Raw genomic sequence first — 20,236 nt, 5'->3', positions numbered from 1 at the left:
CGGTGCCACGTCAGTCGCGACGAGGTGTCACATCAAATTATAATACAACTTACAACTATATATACCAGTACGTGTGCAGTGCTAACACTCGTAAACGCGGCGGTAGAGTCAGCGGCTGTTGGGGTCCCCGTCCGCGGCCGCCTGCAGCCGCGCGAACGCCTCCCACGAGGGGTCGGCTCCGGGATGGGACCGCTGGGTACCGTCGACGTACAGCCCCGTCCCCTCGCTCACCTCGCCGACGACGGCGGCCGGTGTCCCCCGGTCCCGGAGCGCGCTGACAACGTTGTCGGCGTCCGCAGGGTCGACGGCGGCCAGCAGCGTCCCGCAACTGCTGACGTGCCAGGGGTCGATGTCGAGGGCGTCACAGAGGGCATCGACGCCGTCGGCGACCGGCATCGCGTCGCTGTCCACGTCAAAGCGGACGCCCGCACCGTCGGCCATCTCGATGAACGCACCGACGATGCCGCCCTCAGTGGCGTCGTGCATCGCCGTCACATTGCCGGCGCTGGCCGCGGCCATCGCGTCCTCAACGAGTGCGGTGTCAGCCAGACGTTCCTGTGCGGTGGCGATTCGGTCGGGCGACAGTCCGATCTGCGCCGGGAAGAGGCGGGCGAACAGGCCCGTGACCTCCGCGGCGGGGCCGGTGCCGACGACCAGTTTGTCGCCCGGTCGCGCGCCGTCGGGCCGGACGACGTCGTCGTGGGACCCCACCCCGAGTACCGTCGCGCCGCCGACCCAGGAGTAGTCGACGCCCGAATACCGGGCGGTGTGGCCGGTGACGACGCTTACGCCGACTTCCTCGGCCCGGCCGGCGAAGCCGTGCCACATCGCCGCCAGTTCGTCATCGGTCATCTCGGGCGGGAGCGTGAACGTCACGGAGAGGTGTGACGGCGGGACGCCCGAGACGGCCACGTCGGCCAGCACCACGTCGAGTGCGAACCGACCGGCCCGCTCGAACCCCAAGCCGGGGAGGACAGAGAGCGGGTCGGTAGCTGTGACCAGCGCCTTCCCGTCAACGTCGATGACGCCGAAGTCAATGCCGTGAGTCGGCCCCAGCGTCACATCCTCTCGGTCCGCGCCCAGTTCCGGGTAGATGACGGTATCGAACAGTTCGCGGTCGATTTTCCCGAGGTCACTCATGCAGGTAGTCACCTCCGACGCGGTGTACTCTCTGCTCCGACATCGTCAGTCCTCAGTCATTCGGCTGCCCCCGGGCGGCAGGAACTCCTGTATCTGGTCCGGGCTGGCCACCTTCCGGACGAACGTCTCATCGGCGAAGCGGTCCTTGAACTCCCGATAGAGTCGCTTGGCGATGTCGTTCTGGGCGTACTGACCCGGCTCGACGGTGATACTCGTTGCAGCCTGTCCCTCGATGGCCGCCGGTGGGCCGCCGATGACCCGCGTCTCGTCGTCGCAGGTGATGCCGACAGCGATGCCGGCCGGCGTGGACTCGAAGTACGTCCGGTCGCCGCGGACGGCGAAGCCGCCCTTCTCCAGGTACTCGCCGCTCTCGGGCGTCTTCGAAACCTGGTCAGGGTCGACCATGTACACGTCGCCGGCGAACTTCCCATCTTTCCAGACCGAAGAATAAGAGACGGCGAACTGCGCGGCCTGGTCCAGCGACGACTGCGGGAAATCCACCTCCTTGGACGGCTCGCTGGGGCCGGTGGCCTTGAGAACCGTGACCGGGCCGCCGTGAGCCTGCGCGTGGAAGAACTTGTCACCGCCCTCCAGATACTTCTGGACGAGTTCCTCGTTGTCGTCCGCGTCGCGGCCGCCGATGACGAGGAAGCCGTCCGAGGTATGGAACCAGCGGAACTGCTCGTACCAGCGCTCGGTCGACCGAGTGGGGACGGACTGCATCGAGAGCCAGTCCGTCGGTTCGTCCTCACCCTCGTCTTCCTCACCGTCGTCTTCGCCGTCGTCGGCCTCCCACTCGTCCCGGCGTTCCTTGACCGCTTCGAGGTCCTCGCGGGTGTTCTCGATAGCTGCCAGCGCACCCTCCTTTTTCTCCTCGATGCGTTTTGCCTCCTTGTACAGTTCGTCGGCGTTCTTCTCGACGCCAGTGAACGCGTCGACCGTGACCCGCGTCCCGTCGATGTCGAGCGTCACCGTCCCCTCGCTGCCGTCCAGCGAGACGACCGCCTCCGCGGCCGCGATGCCGCGGTCGGCCCCTTCGTCGAACTTCGCTTCGATGTCGTCCCAGGCCACGTCGTCCTCGCGGGCGGCCCGGACCGTCGAGAGCACGTCGTCGACGAGGTCGTAGTTGGCGTACAGCAGTTCGGCCTTCTCCCGTTCGGCCTCGGCGTCGGCCTCGAAGTCCTCGATGGCCTGTTCCTGCTGCTGGATGATGCGCTTCTGTTTCTCGATTTCGGCCTCGAAGTCCGGACGCTGTGTCTCGCCGCCCTCGACTTCCTCCTCCCGCTGGAAATTGAAGAAGTAGTCGTCCAGCGCGGGATTGAACTCCGTGAAGGATTCGCTGTACAGTTCCTCGTACTCCGACAGCGGAATCGGGGTCACGTCGACGCGCCTGCGGTCCAGGTCATCGCCGGACCCTCCGTTGTCTGCACCGTCGTCGAGCGTCTCGTAGTACACCCGCGGGTCGACGTTGCCCTCGCGCAGGCGCGTCCCCATCTCGTCGACGAGTTCGTACAGCCGCTGGAAGTCGGACTCGGTGAGTTCGTCAACGGCGACGTTGTAGTCGATGCCGGCGCGGGTACACAGCTCCTCACCGTAGAGGCCGCCGAAGTTCAGTTGCGTCGCCAGCGTCCGGACGAGGTCGGCGTCGGATTCCGTGATACGGGCGACGAAGCCGTCGTAATCGACGGTCATCGGATTGAATCGCGCCGACGGGAACTCGTAGGGCGTCCCCGGCGCGACGGTTCGGGACTTGAGCCGCACCGTCTCCAGACAGTCGATGACCTCGCCGTGTTCGTCCAGCACGGCGACGTTCCCGTCGCCGAACAGCTCCGCGACGATGGTGGTCGAGGCGTCGTCGCGGTCGAACTCCAGTTCGATGATGCGGTCGAACTCGAACTGCTCGACGCGGACGAGGTCGGCCCCCGAAAGCCGGTTCCGAAGCATCATGGCGAAGTCCGGTGGCCGACCCGGCGCGTCGGGGACGTGGCTCTGGTCGGCAACGTGAGCGCGCTTGACGTCACCGACCTCGATGAGGAACTCGACGCGCCCGCGGTCGAAGTCCCGGAGCTTCAGTCTGACGAGGTCGTCCTCGGGGTAGAGGTACGCCTTGTCGAGCTTCGCGCCCTCGTAGCCGGCGAGTTCACCCTCCAGGGCGGCGAGGTCGACGCTCGTCAGTTCCCGCTTGTGGTCCATGTCGGTGGCTGTCGGCGGGCACCCAAAGGCGTTCCGTTACCCACCGTCGGCGATTGCCTCGCCCGTCTCCAGTCCGTTCCGCAGGGCCGCGTGGAGCCGACCCTCGCCGGCCACCCAGTCCCCGGCAAAGTGCAGGTCGTGCTCGGCGGCACACGACAGCAGGTCGTGGTCGACTTCGCCCTCGGGCTGGGAGTAACGCCAGTGCTGGTGGTCGGCCCAGTCGGGGTCGGCCAGCCGGTCGTCGCCGAGCAATCGCGCCGTCCGCGCGGCGATGTCGTCGACGAGCGAGTCGGGGTGTTCGTCGTAGTTCGCAATCGACCACGGCTCGTTCATCTGGACCAGCAGCAGAGACTCGCCGTCTGGGACGTGGCCGTCCTTGCACTCTTCGCGGCCGATCCAGCCGATGTCGTGGTCCTTATCGCTGTTGACCGCGGCGTACCACGGCACGTCGAGTTCGAATGGATAGTGCAACACCCCAGCGATGACCGTTCGGTAGGGGACCGACGCGATCTCCTGCCGAAGTTCCCGGCAGTCGTCGTGGTCCCACCGCGACTGCCCCAGCAGGTCAGCCGTCTGTGGGGCTGGCGGTGTCAGCAGCGCGGCGTCGAAATGCCCCAGGTCCGCTCCGTCGTCGTCCTCAAGCTGCCAGCCGTCGCGTTGTCGCTCCAGACGCTCGACCCGAACGCCGTTCTCTATCTCGGCGTCGGTCTCGTTGAACAGCCGTTTTGCAATCTGTGTAATGCCTGCCTCGTACGTCCACTTGTGTTCGTCGGCGTCCCGGCCGACATCGATGTCGCCGGTCCTGTCGAACGCATACACCGGTTCCTCGATATCAACGAGTCCCTCGGTCGGGAGCGTCTCCGTGACCAGTTCCGTCACGCGGCCGTCGTCTGCCTTGAGATAGTTCGCCCCGTACTCGTACGTGCAGTCGCCCTGTCGCCGGGTCGCAGCGCGCCCGCAGACGCCGCGGCTCTTCTCGAACACTGTTACGTCGACTTCCGCGTCGTGGAGCGCGTACGTTGCCGCCGCACCGGCAGCGCCGGCACCGACGACGGCGAGGTCACGAGCCATATTGACCAGTCGGACGGTACGAGTAAAAATCCACCACACAAGCAGTTCGGACCGCCCGCCAGTGGTCCGATTCAGCGGCCCCGGCCGCGCCGGAAGCCCTGACGCGTCCAGCAGATGACCGTGAGTATCGTGATAGCGACGCCCGCCTGCGCGAGTGAGAACCCGGGGCCTTGGGCCGCGGTCGTTGCCCGGTCGTCACTAGCAGCTCCGGAAAGGGACTGGTTTTCGACGGTGAGCGGGCCAGCGGCCTTGCCGTTGACCCGAACGGTTCCGTTGACCGCCTCGAACTCGGTCTCGACGACGATCTCTTCGCCGGGGTTGAGCGCCACTCGGTCCCGTGCCACGGGTTCGCTGTCGACTGTCACAATCAGTGTCTCGTTGACCGGCCGCGAGCGAGTGTTCGTTACTGTTGTTCGCACAGTCGTATTGAACCCGGCCCGGACCCAGTCAGCCGACAGTGACGCATCCGAAATCCGGACATCGGCGCTGCCCTGCCCGGTCGGCGTGGGTGCCCCGTCGGTGTCCGCTTCAGTTTCCATCCCGAACCCGACGGTTCCGTTCTCGCTACCGGCCGTGTTGTCAGCAGGCGCGCCGCCGCCCGCCGTGTTCTGTGTAGTCGTGTTCTCCCCGTCGTCTGAACCATTCGAGCTATCGAAGCTATCGCCTGAACTGTCCGAATCATCGGAGCTGTCGTCTGAGTCGTTCGAATCATCGGAGTTCCCGTCATCGTCGTCAGAATCGCCTCGGTCAGCGCCGTCGTCGCCGTTTGTCTCCTCCCGGCTTCCGTTCTCGGTCGGTTCCTCTGTCTCCGTAGTTTCTGTAGGTTCCTCGGTTTCACTCGGCCCCTCTGTCTCGGTCGGCTTCTCTGTCCTCTCAGTTTCTGTGGGTTCTTCAGTTTCAGTCGGCTCCTCGGTCTCTTCAGTTTCAGTCGGCTCCTCGGTCTCTTCGTCAGTCTGCTCACCGTCATCCGGTGTGTCTGTCCCGTTGACCTGCCCGAGTAGTGTCCCTGTGTGGCGGTCGAGAACAGACGAAACGGCGGTCCCGGGTGTGCTTGCTGTACCATCAGTCCCGCTCTGTGGACTGGCGTCAGAAGCGACCACGCCGCCGACGGCGAAGACAGATGCGAACACAGCGATGGCAAAAACGACGGCGACGGCAGTACAGAGTGTTCTGGCCCCGCTCATACAGTGGTGTACGTGAGTAAAGGATTAGTTACGCAGCAGCCAAACCGCCGGTAAGGTCGTCCGTCCGACACTGAAACAGGAGCGATAGAACGTCTCTGTCGGCTGGGGCCTCACACTCGTCGACGGAGGCGGGCGAAACCGGTGATCAGCGCCAACACGATTGCGACTAGCTGAACAGTAAATCCCGGGCCGGACGCTGCGACCGTTTCGGCGGCTGGCTCTGCGCCACCACCGCTTTCACCAGTCTCGTCAGCCCCGGAGCCGCCCGTGCTCTGGGCAGCATCCGAGCCGACGCGGAGGTCACCGGCACTGACGCCGTTGACTGCGACTGGGCCGTCGACAGCCTCGAACTCTATCGTCACAGTAGTTTGTTCGCCGGCGTTGAGTCGAACGGTCCGAGAAGCGACCGAATCGCCGCCGACGGTGACTGTCAGTGCCTGCTCGACGGTTTCGTCGCTCGGATTCTCGACTGTCGCTCGCACTGACGTGTTGAAGCCAGCCCGGACCCAATCAGCCATCAGGGACGCATCAGCAACGGTGAGTTCGGCGGGCGTCGGCGCCGATGCATTCGTCGAGGGCGCCACTGTCGTCAGGGTGGACCCATTAGCGACCGGGGAAACGATAGCAAGGGTTGCCAGGTTTGGCGATGTCGCCCGAATAGACCTGTTCGTTCCGTTTACCGTACTCGGTAGCTGACTCCAGGACTCGTTGTGGTACTGATACACCCGGACCGCGTCCATCGACCCGTTGTCCGGAAGCGCCGATTCGTTGAGCTGCAGCGTGTACGTCGCCCGGCTGACGGCAGACGCATTCGCGCCGGAGGTGACAGTCACGTACCCGCGCACACCGTCTTCCTGAACCGCGGCCATGTCGTTCGGCGTGGCGTGCGGACCAAGCAGTGTCGTGTTGAACCCAGCACTGTCATTAGTCACGTTGAGCGAGAGCGCCGAGAGAGTGATCACCGGCGCGGTCTCGGACGGCCCGGAGCGGTTCAGCGACTGGGAGACCGTCGAGTTCGCAGCGTCGGCGGACACCCGGACGGTGACCCCGTTATCGATCTTGGACTGGGAGATAGCGGGTGCCTCTGCGCCGCCGCCAGTGTCGGTCTCGTCCGAGTCATCATCGAAATCGAACCCGCCACCACCGCCACCACCACCGCCGCCTCCGCCACCACCGCCTCCGCCGCCACCGTCACTACTGGCTTCAGCTTCGACGGCGAGCGTTTCGGTAGGGGTGTTGCCAATAGAGAGCGACCGGTTGCCCTCATTGTCGAAGGAGATGCTGAATGACACAGTTGCAGTTTCTCCGCCGGCGATCGGACCGATGGTTTTGGACTTGAGTGTCTGATTGCTCGCTGCGAGCGCCGCGGTGTAATTCCCACTCTCCGTGCCGACATTTGCGACAGTCGCTGTCACGTCCACTGACTCACCGGTGTCGACGGACTGATTGCTCAGTTTTGCGTCGCGGACCTCGAACGTCGCGGGTTGTGTCACTGAGATAGTTCCGCCAGAGTCACCGTTGACCGCCACGTTGTACTCGCCGCCACTCTCGAAGACGTAGACGAAGGTAACCTCGGTCTGTTGTCCGCCCGAGAGCGTGGCGTTCGTCGTGTCCGCGATATCAGCGTTGGTCTGGAGGCGAACCGGGGAGGTTCCCGTCTCGTCACCGTTGTTGACGACTGTGGCAGTCACCGCCACGGGTTCGCCTGTCCGGGCGGTCGTTCGGTTCAGTTCGACGGCGGCCGTGTCGAACGCCGCCGGCTCCTTGACCGTGACCGTGCCCGCCCGCTCGCCATTGATAGCAACCACGTAGTTCCCGCTGTTGTTGAAGACGTGTTCGTACGTGATTTCCGTCGCCTCGCCGCCGGCTACGGTCACTTCCCGGCTCTCAACGACGGAATTTGCGACTGAAAAGGTGCCCGTGACGTTCCCCGTCCGCCCACCGGTGTTCGTTACAGTCGCGCTGAGTTCGACAGCGCCACCCTGGGTCACGGATTCGCTACTGACCGCCGCGTTGCTGATTTCGAACGTCGCCGGCTCAGTGACGGTCACACGGGCCCCGAACTGGTTGTCGACGGCGATGGCTCGCGTCCCCGCATCGCTGAACGACTGGACGAACGTGACGGTCGTTTCCTCGCCGCCGTCGAGTGTCACCGATTGCGTATCTATCGTGGTACCATCTTCCTGCAACCGCACATCGGCCGTCCCGGGCTGGTCGCCCTCGTTCCGGACGGTCGCGGTGACCGCTATCGACTCTCCGGTGATGACATCCGTTCGGTTCAAGTCGACAGCGGTGGTTTCGAACGTTGCCGCCTCAGACACGCGGACCGTCCCGACCCGCCCGTCGTCAAGGTCGATAGGGTATGCGCCGACGGCAGTGAACGGCTCCGTGAACGAGACGGTCGTCGATTCTCCAGGTTCTAGTTGCAGTTCCGCGGCATTTTTCCGTTCGTCAGCGACGGTAAGCGGGACCTCATAGCTACCGGCCTGGTCGCCGGTGTTTGTGACCGTTGCAGTCACCGCGACGCTCTCGCCCTCGCTCACACTCGTCGTGTTCAGCGCCCTATCAGATACCTCGAACGTCGCTGGCTGCTCCACTGTGACCGTCTGCGTCTCGCTCCCGACCGTGAACTGGTACGTCCCGGGCTCATCGAACGTTCGCACGTACGTTTCCGTCCCGGAGTCGCCCGGGGCAAGGTCGAACGAGACGGTGTCGACGACTTCGGTCTCCGTTTCGATCCAGAACTCCTGCTCTGCGGTCACGGCCCCGTCGTTCCTGGCCGTTACTGTCAGCTCTGCCGCGTTGCCCCGGGTGACCGTCGTTCGGTTCCAGCTCGCATCAGTGACCTGCATATCGGGCTGGCCGACGGTCAGGGTGCCGGCGGTGACATCTCCGACCGTGACTTCGTGGTCACCCTCGTCAACAGCACCGTCGAGTCGATAGAGTAGTGTCTCGTTGACTGTCTCTCCGGCCGGAACCGTCGTCGACTCCTGTCCGACCTGCGTGCCGCCGACGTCGATTGGCAGCGTTATCGTTCCGGCCTGTCCACCAGTGTTCTCCACCGTAACCCACAGCTCCGGCTCACGGGTCCCGATGCCGCCCGTGTCCGTGTCAGTATTGACCTGGGTGTCGATGAGCCCGGCGTCCCGAACCTGAATCGAGGCCTCGTCCGCAACTTCGACAGACCCGACCGACTCGCCGTTTACTCTCAGGGCATACGTCCCTTCGGTGTCGAAGGTCGGCGAGAACGTCAGCGTCTCCGTCTCGCCGTTCTCGATTTCAACGGTCCGGGTGGCGATTTCGATGCCGTCAGCCTGCAGCACGACCGTCTCTGTCGCCGAGCCGTCTCCGTCTCTGGGGTTTGCCATCCGAGCGGTGAGTTCGACTGGCTCATCCGTTACTGTCGATTCGTCGCTTAGCTGCGAGTACTCGACGGTGAACCGAGTGGACTCCTCAATGGTGATTGTCGGGTTCGAATCCCCACCAGCTTGCAGTTCGTATTCCCCGGCAGACAGATCGTCGAAGGTCCCGGTGTCCAGCGTCCACGAAGCCGTTTCCGTGTCGCCGCCACCGACCTCGACATCGAGTTCGTTGACCATCTGAGACTCTCCGGTGTCCGTGTTCTTCAGCGTCGGTGTGATGGTCAGCGCGCCGGTTTTCCCGCCGGTGTTTTCCAGCGTGTGCGTTACTTCGATGTGTTCACCTCGCGTGACCGTAGTTCGGTTGACGGCCGTCTCAATGACCGTGATACTCGGCGGTTCGACGACGGTCACCGTCCCGGCTGAGACACCGTCGACGGCGAGGTCGTATTCGCCCGTGTCATCAAGCGTGATTGGGACGCTCTCCGTCGTCTGCCGGCCGCCGTCGACGGCAACGTCGACTTGCTTAAGTTCCTCGTCGTCTGCCGTGACCGTTACCTGTTTCGTGCCGTTGACGCCCCCGGAGTTTTCAGCCGTGAACGCCACTTGAAACCCTACGCCAGAAACGACTGAGAACGGCGTGTCGTACGTCCCAGAACTGTTGGTTTTTGTCGCTGACGCGTCGGTCACTTCGATAGTCGCTGTCTCGTGATTGGCTGCCGTTGCGACACCCGGTCCAAACATCGGGGCCGTCGACACCGCAACCACAGCCAGTAGCGTCATCGCTGCTAGCCACAGGCCCGTACTCTTACCCATGGGAGGGGCGATGACAGTATGGTAATTAGTTAGCGGGAACGAATCGCGGAGTAAGGTACTATTATCGCGTATACTGTCCGCTACCGCCGGTTCTGGTCTAATAAGGGCCGAGACCCGGCATTATGGGTAATGGCCCGTTCGCCGCGCCCGGCCCACAGGGCTGGCGCGTCGGTATACATATAGTCCCTCAAACGCCGGCCGTTCTTTCGCTCATCGCCCGGCTCCTGCCGCGCGATGCAGCAACTCCTGCTGGCCAAACACACAACAGCATGGTTCCACAGCCACACTCTGTCGACAGGACGCTCGGTCACATGCCCGGGCAGCGGATCAGAAAGCCATCAGAGACGCTTGCTCACGTACGGCCCGTCCTGCTTGTACCCGAGTTTCTCCCGGTAGTACTGCCGGACGCCGATACCGGAAATGACGGCCAGCTTCGGGAAGCCGGCGTCTCGGGCCAGTGCCTCGGCTTTTTCCAGCAGTTTCTTGCCGTACCCCTTGTGCTGGTGGTCGTCATCGTCCCCTTCCTGCCCGACGCCGACAGCGTTGCCGTAAACGTGGAGTTCACGCACGATTGCGGCGTCCTGTAGCTCCCGGCGGACCGGGTCGTTCGGGAACCGAAGCCGGCAGAAGCCGACGAGTACGTCGTTGTCGAAGTCCTCGAAAGAGATGAAGTGTTCCGTGCCGCCACAGGCCTCGTAGGTCATCACGCCGAGTTCGATGTTCTCGGCGGCCTCGTCGCTGTGTCCGGCCTCGCGACAGCGGATGCAGTCACACGTCCAGTCGTGTTCTTCCATCCGCTGCCAGGCGAGCTGTCGGAGGTTCGACTTCCAGACGCCGCCCTCGATGAAGTCCGCCGGGATGTCCCGCTGGACGCGCTGGAGGCGAGTGTAGCGGGGGATCATGTCTTTGATTTCGGCGACCAGCTCAGCGGCCTCGTCGTTGGAAAGCGGGTCGAACTCGTCCTTGCGCCACCAGTCGTAGGTGACGGTTCCCTCGACGATCAGCGTCGGGTATATCTTGAGGTAGTCCGGCCGCCAGTCGGTCTGCTCGAAGATGCGCCGGAAGTCTTCCAGACACATCTCCTTGGACATCCCGGGCTGGCCCGGCATCATGTGGAAACCGACTTTGAACCCCGAATCGCGTAGCCGGCGGTTCGCGTCGATGGAGGCCTGAACGCCGTGGCCGCGGTGCATCTCGCGGTTGATGCGCTCGAAGGTCGTCTGGACGCCCACCTCGACTTTCGTGCCCCCGAGGTCCAGCATCCGGTCGATCTGTTCGGGGTCACACCAGTCGGGCTTTGTCTCGAAGGTCGTGGCGACGTTTCGGACGTCGGCGGTCTCGTTCTCGGCGATGACGTCCTCCAGATAGCGGAACTCGTAGTCGTCCTCGGCGAAGCTCACGTCCTCTGCGGGCGTCGGCTCCGCGTCGACGTCGAAGTCGTTCATCGCCTCCAAGGCCCGCTTGACGAACCACTCCTGATAGTCGTGGCTCCGGGCCGTCATCGTCCCGCCCATCACGATGAGTTCGGCCTTGTCGACGGGGTGGCCGATCTCCCGCAGTTGGTTGAGCCGGAGGGTGACCTGACCGTACGGGTCGTAATCGTTCTGTTCCCCGCGTGCGGCCGCGGGTTCATGCCCAGTGTATGACTGCGCGGAGGAGAACTCCGAGTCGGGGCCGCCGGGACAGTACAGGCACTTCCCGTGAGGACACCGCTCGGGCGACGTCATGATCGCGATAGGGGAGACGCCTGAGGCGGTCCGAACCGGCTTGCGCTGGAGCACCTCCTCCAGCACCTCGCGGTGCTCCTGTGGCGCGTAATCGAGTAGTTCGGAGTTTTTTGGCACTTTCGGCGCGGAGTACTCCCGGCAGACATCAATCTTGGCTGATTCGACGTCGTCGCGTTCGACCTCGCCTGCGAGAATCCGGTCGACCAGCTCCGCACACACCTGCTGGAAGGTCTCTGTCTCGTCTGGGTCCGGCGTCTCCGTGCTCATCGGCGTTGTGCGAAATCGGCTCCTCGGCCGAATAAGCGTGTCGCTCGGGTATCGTCAGCGACAGGGGATAGCCGTGGGGTTCATTGTGCTGTCATACCAAGGTAGCACATGAGCAGTGACGCTGACGACACCGAGGGCCTCGACCGACCGACCTTCCGCGGGTGCGTGTTCTGTTACAGTGCGGAGTGGGCATACTACGGTGCGAAGAAGGCAGTCAGGTCTGTCTCGGCGACCGATACGTAGCGGGCTCCGAGGTAGCCAGCAGCGAGTGAGCATTTGAGACAGCCGCTAAAACGTCAGCTCCTGACCTCAGAGAGCCGGCTCTGTTATCTCAGTTGATACTACTGGACGAGCCTTCTGTGTTTGAGCGGGTCGAGTGAGTGCACGGACACGGTCTTGCCGGGCTGAAACCGCTATCGGGAATCCGTGGGTAGCGAGTGGCCTGAACACTACGCCCGTCTGTAAACGTAAACAGCAGACGGTGCCGATTTCAGGGGCGGCGATAAGCTCTTCAATATGTCTGTTCCGTGGTTATTCGCCAGTTCAGGGACTGATAATCTGCGCGAAAGGGTTAATTTGTGATAGTCGTACCATGTGTACATATGGCACAGCCAACGGGAGATATTGGGCAGCCAACAGACGGCAATCCAGGCCCAGTCGAGCGGCTAGAAAGCTTCGTATCCTATATCCCAGACGGGTCGACAATCCCGGACAAACAGTGGCGTAACCGACACCGGAGCGTGGTGCTTGTGACGTTGCTGCACATACCGTTTCTGTTCGGGCTCGGAGTCTACAGCGGGTCGACTCCGATAGCTGAAGCGCAGATCCCCGCTACCGCGCTGCCTCGGGTCCTCCTGCTTTGTGGGGTTGTGTTCGCCCTGTCGGCGGGGAGCCTCATCAAACGATTCAGGCGGCGTGTCAGGACGATTCTCTCGGTCACGGGTGTGTTCGTTTCGTCGCTCGCTCTCGTCCAGTTCTCCGGCGGCTATATTGAAGCCCACTTTCACTTCTTCGTCGGGATGGCGATGGTCGCCGTGTACGAGGACTGGGTCCCGTTCTTATGGGGACTGGCGTACGTGGTTCTCACCCACGGCTACTTCGGAACGATCGACCCGAGTCGCGTTTACAACCACACGGCAGCGATTAACAACCCCTGGGTGTGGGGGCTTATCCACGGAGGGTTCGTCCTGATGCTGTGTGTCGCCCTTGTGAACAACTGGGTGTCGACTGAGCGGTCACGCGAGAAATCGCGAGCGCGTTTCGAACAGGCCGAACAGCGCGCCTCGGAGATTGACGATCTCCAGGCCAAACAAGAAGAGATAGAGCGGCAACGCGCCGAAGCCAAGAAGGCCCGCGAGAAGGCGGAGGAGAAAATGCAGGCTGCCGAGCGGCAAAACACGGAACTCCAGGAGACAGCCAGCAGATTCAGCGAGGCGATGGCGGCCGCTGCCGACGGTGACCTGACGGTTCGCGTCGACCCCGACGTGGCCGACAACGAAGCGATGGCACAGATCGCTGAGTCGTTCAATCAGATGATGACGGAGACGGAGTCTGCGATGGAAGAGATACAGGCGTTCTCAGAGGAGGTTGCGTCCACGAGCGATCAGGCCACGGCCGGTGCCAACGAGGCAACGGAGGCCAGCGAGGACATGAGCGAGTCGATTCAGGGCATCGCCAGCGGGGCGGTCGACCAGCGTGAGATGCTCGAAACCGTTTCCAGCGAGATGACTGACCTGTCGGCGACCGTCGAAGAGGTCGCCGCGTCCGCCGAGACCGTCGCGGAGCGGTCCCGCGAGACGGCCGAAATAGCGGACACCGGCGAGGAGACGGCACAGGAGGCGATTGCGGGGTCCCGGGAGGTCCAGACCGCCATCGATTCGACCGTCGAAAACGTGGAGCGGCTGGACGAGAAGATGGCCGAAATCGGCGAGATCGTCGATCTCATCGGCGACATTGCCGAGCAGACGAACATGCTGGCCCTGAACGCCAACATCGAGGCTGCACGGGCCGGGAACGGGTCGGGCGGCGACGGGTTCGCCGTCGTCGCGGACGAGGTCAAACAGCTCGCCGAGGAGACGCAAGCCTCGGCGACCGAAATCGAACAGCTCATTGCCGAGACCCAGGCGCAGACCGAAACCACGGTCACGGAGGCACGGGGTGCCAAGGAGGATATGCAGGAGAGTACGGAAGCCGTCAAGGAGGTCGTCGATACGTTCACGCAAGTCGCCGAGAACGCAGAGGCGACCGACAACGGGATTCAGGAAATCAGCGACACGACGGACGACCAGGCCGCCACGACTGAGGAAGCGGTGTCGATGGTCGAGGAAGCCGTAGACATCAGCGAGGCGACCGCCGCGGAGACCGAAACCGCCTCCGCGACCGCACAGGAACAGGCCGCGTCCATGTCGCAGGTCAGCGCCAGCATCGAATCGCTGGCCGAGCAGTCCGAGCGGCTCCAGACGATGCTGTCCGAGTTCGAAGTCGGCAGCCGCTAAGATTCACTCGTCCCAGTACTCCTTTTTGGCGTTTATATCGAGATACGTCGACAGCGTCCGGTCTGCTTTCTCGCCGCCAGGGGGCGACCCTGCGTACAGCCCGACCATCTCCCGGTCGGGGTAGACGGTAATGTCCGGCTCCTCCATTGTCGAAACCATCAGCAGTCGGAGTTCAGACTCGCCGGCTTCGATTTCGTGTGTACTCTCCTCGCCAGCCGGGAGCGCAACGTAATCGCCCCGTTCTAGCGTGTGTTCTTCGGCCTCAGGACCGAGCCGGAGTGTGCCCGTTCCGCCACGGACGAATATCGCTTCCTCGTTGCCCTCGTGGTAGTGGCGCACCCAGAGCCGCTTGCCCGGCGGCACGGCGTAGAGGCTCGCACCGAGTTGCTCACCGCCGGCGGCGTCACCGATCTGCTTGCGCTTGAACGTCCGGTCGCCGTGGTCGTGGTCGGTCCAGTCGAGGTCAGCTTCGTTGACGGGGCCGTCGCTCATGCCCAGTCAGACTGCCAGCAGAGAGAAAAAGCCTCTTGCGCTACAGTTCGTCGGCCAGTACGTCCAGCGTGGCGTCGAGGACGGCCGGGCGTTCGCCGGCCAGATAGCGAATGGTCCCCTCGCGGACGCTCCGCGTCGCGACGCCGCCTTCGGGAACTCGCTCGCGGACCTCGTTGACTAGCTCGTGCAGGTCCAGCTCGCCGTTGGCACGGATATACATCGTGTCCGTCGAGATGCCGAGCACGGCGTCGCTCTCGTCTCGGACATCCCGGTGGAGTTCATCGAGCAGGAGCGACTCCGGCGGGAACTCGTACTGGTGGGTGAACGCGTCCGTATCGAGGACGGCGATGTCGACATCGCCGACGGTCCGGTGATCGAGGTTGGCACGGGCGGTGGACACCTCTTCGTCGACCTTCTCGCGGAACTGCTCGGCAATGTGGCCGGCCAAGCCGCCCACATCCTCCTCGTCGTCACCGAACACGAGGTCGGTGATGAGTTCGCGCTTGTCCTCGTAGGACTGGTAGTGGGCCTCCAGCGCGACGGCTTCGCGGAGCTCCGACACCGCGGTCTCGTCGTACCCCGCCTCGCTGGCGGCGTCGACGTACGGCTCGGGGATATCCTCCCAGAAGCTCACAGCCGGAAGGTGTTGCAGGTCGTCGCGAACGTTCTCGTTGACGTGTGCAGCGACGTTGGCTGCGAGCGCTGTCGACGTGGTCTCGGAAACGGTGTCAGCGGACGGCGAAACGACAGCATCGACCGTGTCGACGACCGCGCCGTCGACGTCGATGTCGTCGATGACGACGCTCGGCGCGCCGTAGACGTTCAGCAGGTCGAAGCCGTCGAGACTCTCACGCGTGCCACCGGCGGCGACGAAGACGAACAGCGGGAGCTTCTCCTCGTGGCGCTCCCGGTTGTCCAGCATCGTCGTCGTGTCTTTCGTCGCGTCGTCCATGTCGTAGACGCCGCCCTCGATAGGTCGCCGGTCGAAGTAGTGATACTTCGCGTCGGCGCGGCGGTGCTGCTCGGTGACCAGCGGGAGTGCCGCGCGTTCGAGCGCGCTGCCGGCGAGATAGCCGTCCGCAGTGTTGGCGTGGCGGACGATGACCGGTCGGTCGGTCAGCACGGCTTTCCGGATCTGGGTCGCCGCTTCGACTAGTTCCTCTGAGAGGTTCGCGACCGCCGTATCGTCGGCGAGCGGCTCGACCGTGTCAGGTCGGGCTTCGTCGTCAAGTGCGTCGGCAAGTCGCTGTTCGACTTCCTCGCGCTCCTCGGCTTCGAGGACATCGAGCTCCTCGGTCTCGACCTGCAGTTCACCGCGACGTTCGCGGACTTCGCCTGACAGTCGGATGTAGTCGTCTTCCTCGACCTCGGGGTAGGCACGGACGCCGGCCTCGACGAAAGCCGCACAGTCGACGGTACCGGTCTCGTCCTGTAGTTCGAATACCGTTGGCCCGGAGGTCTGCCGGATACCGACGACTTCACCTTCCAGTCGAACGTCCGCGCCGACGTGGTCGTCGAGGTCGCCGATAGCCGCGGCGACCGGTTCGGCGGTAGTCGCCTCGTCCGTCTGCTCCTCACTCTCCGCGACGGCTTCGTCGCCGGACTCGGTGACGGCAGCGGTGTTCGACCCGCCGTCGTTGCCACCGACAGCCGCAGTGCCCTCGACGCGGTCGGCGTCGTTGGCCCGGCTGACAGCACCGGCGCTTGCGGTACTCTCGGATTCAGACTGGCTCGTGCCGGCGTCGTCGTCCGAACTCGATTCGTCGTCGCTCTGGCTTGGTGACTCGTCGGCTGTCGATTCGGACTCGACCTCGTCGGAGCCGTCGTCGGACTGTGCTTCGTCTTCGTCGTCCTCGTTCTCAAGCAGGACAGAGTGTCCGATCTCCGGGTCGTCGACGAGGACGCCGCGGAACTCGCGTTCGGACTGGCGGATCGACCAGCCGAGGTCGACGTTGCCGTTGTCACGTACGTTCTTGACCTGGACGTAGACGGTGTCGCCCGACTCCCAGTCGAGGGAATCGAGCCGCTGGTCCAGTTCGCTCCGGTGGAGCAGCCCCGTTACGCTGTCGCCGATGTCGACGAACACGCCGAACTCGGCGAAGCCGTCGACACTGCCGCGGTAGTAGCGGTCGACCGATAGCTGGTCGGCACGCGAGCCACGGAACTCGAACAGGGCGTCCTCCTCGTGGAGGTCACAGATGCGTCCTTCGACAGATTTGCCGCAGATGATACACGAACCCATTACACGGTGCAAGCATGTCGGGCCTAAAACGGTTGTCGAATTCCGGACGAACGGAACGGGGCCGCTATTCGAACATCTCGCTCTCTTCTTCGAGCATCTCAAGCCCTGTAGCGACGGCTTTCGCCTGCTCCGGGAACAGAGCGACTTCGATTTCGCTCCCCTGTTCGTCTTCGAAGGCAATTTTGACGCGCTTGTCGCCGTACTCTCGAACGTCGACGCCTTCCACGTCGTACATCTTGATCGTCGCTTCTTTGTTCGACGGGCCAACGCTCTTGAACGCGCCATCTTTGAGTTCCAGCATAAACTGGTCGATGTCGATACTGAGCATCGTGGAGAGATGCACGCGGGCAGCCCCTAAAACCCGTAGTCGGCGACCAGCACTGAGAGGGCGTGGAAGCCGCGGAAGCCGTAGCCGAAAATAATGGCGGCGGGGATGGCCCCGACGATCGCCGCCACCGGGAGCCTGACGTTGTGGACTACAGCAGTGCCCAGCAGATATAACCCCGCACCCCAGGCGGTGACGAGAACCCGGACCTCGGCGCTGGGCAGCCCAGCCAGCAGGCAGGGGGCCATCGCGTAGCACATCACCTGTACAGTTTCGCTCACGCCACCGCGGTCCGACGCGACGGGGAGCAACAGCAGGGTCTGCAACGCTGCCGTCAGATGCACCGTCGCCGGCGTGACGAACACAAGGATAGCAAACAGCGCCAGCACCGCGACGCCGGGCGAGAAGCCGCCGATAGCGGGGTACTCAAACGGCCCCGTAGACAGGAGGCCCCGCTGGGCCAGTTTGACGACGGCGTACCGGCTCACCTCCTCGAAGAGGACCACCGTCGCGGCGAACACCAGTCCCGGTGCCTGGTCGCCCGGTGCGACGCCGGCGCGAAAGAACCGCCGCGGACGACTGAGTATCTCGACCCACGCGCGCAGTAGCGCGGTCGGCCCCCGGTCCCGGCCGCCGGTCGGATTCTCGACCCACTGAGTCACGCCGCAAACTTGGGCGCGAGGCGGTTTGACCGTTTCCTTCTCTCGGTCAGCAGCCTGCCGTTGGCCGGACACGCACGACGGTATGTGCGGCTAATCGTCTGCACCCCCGGATCACACGCTCACGGCTCGGACGCGCACACGGTCCTCGCCGCTAATCGTCTGCGCCGACGTTCTCCGCGCTCTCGAAACACGCCGGGTCCGGCTCAATGTTCGCGTACTGGACTGCTTCCTCACCGAGCGTCGTCACCCGGTCTTCGATGTCTGCGTCAGTTATCCGGCCGTCAGCGACGTAATCACCTGCGTTCGGAACCGCGGCCTGATGCGGGATGACCCAGCAATTCAGTGCCCGGCAGACCGAGCGGAGGTGTTCGAGCGCGGTGATCGGAAAGCCCCCGCCAGCGACCGCAAGCAGCCCCACAGTCTTGTGTTCGAACTCGTCGAAGCCGCAGTAGTCGAGTGCGTTCTTCAACGCACCGGAGTATGACCCGTGATACACCGGCGTCCCCAGCAAAATCGAATCAGCCGCGTGGACCCGGTCAGTGAATTCGACGGCGTCGCCTACCTCGCGGTGGTCGGCATCGAACACCGGCAGGTCGAACTCCCGGAGGTCCAGCAGTTCCGTCGTCGCTCCCACCTCTTCGGCAGTGGCGAGCGCGCGCTTGATAACAACTCTGGTGTAGCTCTGGTCTCTGAGACTACCGACGACGCCGACGACGTGTGGTTCGGCCATGACAGGGCTATGGAGTGGACCCGGTATATCAATGGGGGTGACAGAGTGTGTCGCTGGTCTCGGTTCCGTTGCCGGAGTGTCACGGCTACGGTCCGTTGGCCGACGTCAGTTGTCGTGGTACACGTAGAGACGGCTGAGATACGGTGCTATGTGGCCCATCCGTACCGGTCGTACAGCGTCCCGGGCTGTGCGTGGTCGACAGTAGCAGTAGCCGAGAGTGATTGCACAGGGGTCGCCGGCGCAAGCGTCTGAAGCAGCAGTCTGTGGGTCAGGAGCCGAGCTGAATTTTCTCCGACGAGGCCTCTTCGCGGGAGCGGTGGCCGAGGTCGGCCTTCAGCGCCTCAATGGCCTCCTCCGGGTCGGTCTCCGAATCGAAGACCCGGTCGAAACCGAGCGCTTTGAACGTCTCGCGCGTCTCCTCGAAGGAATCCTGTCCGACAGCGAGGTTGCCGCCGATGTACGTCGTCACGTCAAGTCCTGCCTCATTGATCTGCTGCTGGAACCCCTGACAGTCCTGCTCGGCGTGGCCGTACAGCGACGACACGAGTATCGCCTCGGCGTCGTGTTCATCCGCGGCGTCGATGAACTCCGACTGGGACGACTGGACACCGAGGTTGACTACGTTGAACCCTGCCGCTTCGAACGCTCGTTCCAGAATGGTAATCCCAACGACGTGCGCGTCGGAGCCGATGACACCGAGGATGACTGTCCTCATACAAGAGCATCAATGGGTGTCAACTACATAAACCTAATGATAAACCATGATAGATTATGCAAACAGTTCACACACGCTGGGGGAGGATATTAGCCATGATAGCCCAAACGAACCGATAGACACAGCATATGGTACGCGACACGCCTCAGCATCTGGCCGAGCCTCGGGTACTGCGCTGCCTGTCACGCCAGTCCATCCGGTGTAGAACCGGCTCGGAGCAGCCCGTCTTTCCGTCGTCGGGAGACGCATGACGACCATCCGCCGAGCCTTCGACGCTGACGCCGACGGTATCCGCAGAGTCGCACGGGCGGCATGGCACGACGCCTACGACTCCCTGGAGTCCGAAGTCATCGACGAGACGATAGCCGACTGGTACGCCGACCCGCTGGGGAGCGCGCTGCACGGGTGGGCCGGTGGCGTCCCCGCCAACGACCTCGACGATATCGAGGCGGTGCTGCTGGTCGCCGAGCAGGACGGGGACATCGTCGGGTTCACACAGGGCATCACCATGCACACCATGGGGACCATGCTGCGGCTGTACGTCCACCCTGACCACCACGGCGAGGGGGTCGGGACGGCGCTGTACGACCGGCTCGAATCGACGTTCCGGGACCACGGCGTCGAGCAGTTCCGGGCGCTCGACCTGGCCTCGAACGACCGGAGTCGGGAATTCTTCGAGAACCTCGGCTTCGAGCGGGTCGAGACGCGCACGCTCACTATCGGCGGCGACCCGTACGATGAAGCGGTCTACGCTCGCGAGCTACCGCCCGCCGACGAGTAGCCCGCGCGGCTGTGGGGATCGCGGGCCTCGACGGCGG

General features: G+C 63.8%; 15 protein-coding genes. 3 read left to right on the top strand and 12 right to left on the bottom strand.

The features are described from left to right. Nucleotides 1-108: 108 nt before the first annotated feature. The 6 genes from DVK01_RS15635 to DVK01_RS15610 form a co-directional block, all read right to left on the bottom strand. Nucleotides 109-1,140, bottom strand: a complete 1,032-nt coding sequence (locus DVK01_RS15635) for an AIR synthase family protein (RefSeq protein ID WP_101350123.1) — start codon at nt 1,138-1,140, stop codon at nt 109-111. A gap of 45 nt (nt 1,141-1,185) precedes the next feature. Further along, a complete protein-coding gene (gene rqcH, locus DVK01_RS15630; protein ID WP_121537495.1) occupies nt 1,186-3,333 on the bottom strand; it encodes a ribosome rescue protein RqcH in 2,148 nt (715 codons plus the stop codon). Between the two features lie 36 nt (nt 3,334-3,369). Continuing rightward, nucleotides 3,370-4,404 carry an NAD(P)/FAD-dependent oxidoreductase gene (locus DVK01_RS15625; RefSeq protein ID WP_121512262.1) on the bottom strand — a complete coding sequence of 345 codons (1,035 nt, stop codon included), beginning with the start codon at nt 4,402-4,404 and terminating at the stop codon, nt 3,370-3,372. Nucleotides 4,405-4,475: 71 nt separating this feature from the next. Continuing rightward, nucleotides 4,476-5,588, bottom strand: coding sequence for a hypothetical protein (locus tag DVK01_RS15620; RefSeq protein ID WP_121537493.1), 1,113 nt, complete (start codon nt 5,586-5,588; stop codon nt 4,476-4,478). A 110-nt stretch (nt 5,589-5,698) separates the two neighbouring features. Then, nucleotides 5,699-9,763 (bottom strand): CARDB domain-containing protein, encoded by a 4,065-nt coding sequence (locus DVK01_RS15615; RefSeq protein ID WP_233562795.1) that lies wholly within the window; start codon nt 9,761-9,763, stop codon nt 5,699-5,701. Between the two features lie 338 nt (nt 9,764-10,101). Next, nucleotides 10,102-11,757, bottom strand: a complete 1,656-nt coding sequence (locus tag DVK01_RS15610; protein WP_101350128.1) for a tRNA uridine(34) 5-carboxymethylaminomethyl modification radical SAM/GNAT enzyme Elp3 — start codon at nt 11,755-11,757, stop codon at nt 10,102-10,104. 108 nt (nt 11,758-11,865) lie between these two features. Here DVK01_RS15610 and DVK01_RS22860 point away from each other — a divergent pair, with 108 nt between their 5' ends. Both DVK01_RS22860 and DVK01_RS15605 read left to right on the top strand, forming a co-directional pair. After that, nucleotides 11,866-12,000 carry a hypothetical protein gene (locus DVK01_RS22860; RefSeq protein WP_255410223.1) on the top strand — a complete coding sequence of 45 codons (135 nt, stop codon included), beginning with the start codon at nt 11,866-11,868 and terminating at the stop codon, nt 11,998-12,000. 359 nt (nt 12,001-12,359) lie between these two features. Beyond that, nucleotides 12,360-14,252, top strand: coding sequence for a methyl-accepting chemotaxis protein (locus tag DVK01_RS15605; protein WP_101350129.1), 1,893 nt, complete (start codon nt 12,360-12,362; stop codon nt 14,250-14,252). A gap of 3 nt (nt 14,253-14,255) precedes the next feature. Here DVK01_RS15605 and DVK01_RS15600 read toward each other — a convergent pair whose 3' ends face one another. The 6 genes from DVK01_RS15600 to glmS form a co-directional block, all read right to left on the bottom strand. Then, nucleotides 14,256-14,744, bottom strand: a complete 489-nt coding sequence (locus tag DVK01_RS15600) for a cupin domain-containing protein (protein ID WP_101350130.1) — start codon at nt 14,742-14,744, stop codon at nt 14,256-14,258. 40 nt (nt 14,745-14,784) lie between these two features. Next, on the bottom strand, nt 14,785-16,986 hold the full coding sequence (locus tag DVK01_RS15595; RefSeq protein ID WP_121537491.1) for a DHH family phosphoesterase: 2,202 nt from the start codon (nt 16,984-16,986) through the stop codon (nt 14,785-14,787). 64 nt (nt 16,987-17,050) lie between these two features. Further along, entirely contained in the window at nt 17,051-17,314 is a 264-nt protein-coding gene (locus DVK01_RS15590; protein ID WP_101350132.1) for a hypothetical protein, read from the bottom strand. 26 nt (nt 17,315-17,340) lie between these two features. Continuing rightward, the gene (locus tag DVK01_RS15585) at nt 17,341-17,973 is read right to left on the bottom strand and encodes a YIP1 family protein (RefSeq protein WP_101350133.1); all 633 of its coding nucleotides are present in this window, start codon (nt 17,971-17,973) and stop codon (nt 17,341-17,343) included. Nucleotides 17,974-18,124: 151 nt separating this feature from the next. Then, nucleotides 18,125-18,703, bottom strand: a complete 579-nt coding sequence (locus DVK01_RS15580) for an NADPH-dependent FMN reductase (RefSeq protein ID WP_121537489.1) — start codon at nt 18,701-18,703, stop codon at nt 18,125-18,127. A 268-nt stretch (nt 18,704-18,971) separates the two neighbouring features. Beyond that, nucleotides 18,972-19,418 (bottom strand): methylaspartate mutase subunit S, encoded by a 447-nt coding sequence (gene glmS, locus DVK01_RS15575; RefSeq protein WP_101350135.1) that lies wholly within the window; start codon nt 19,416-19,418, stop codon nt 18,972-18,974. A 247-nt stretch (nt 19,419-19,665) separates the two neighbouring features. Here glmS and DVK01_RS15570 point away from each other — a divergent pair, with 247 nt between their 5' ends. Continuing rightward, complete coding sequence (locus DVK01_RS15570) at nt 19,666-20,199, top strand: GNAT family N-acetyltransferase (RefSeq protein WP_121537487.1); 534 nt, start codon at nt 19,666-19,668, stop codon at nt 20,197-20,199. The last annotated feature ends 37 nt before the right edge of the window (nt 20,200-20,236 follow it).

This window comes from Haloarcula sp. Atlit-120R (assembly GCF_003665885.1).
Lineage (GTDB): Archaea > Halobacteriota > Halobacteria > Halobacteriales > Haloarculaceae > Haloarcula > Haloarcula taiwanensis.
The sequence above is the reverse complement of the archived record's forward strand: the minus strand, read 5'-3'. Positions and strand labels throughout refer to the sequence as shown.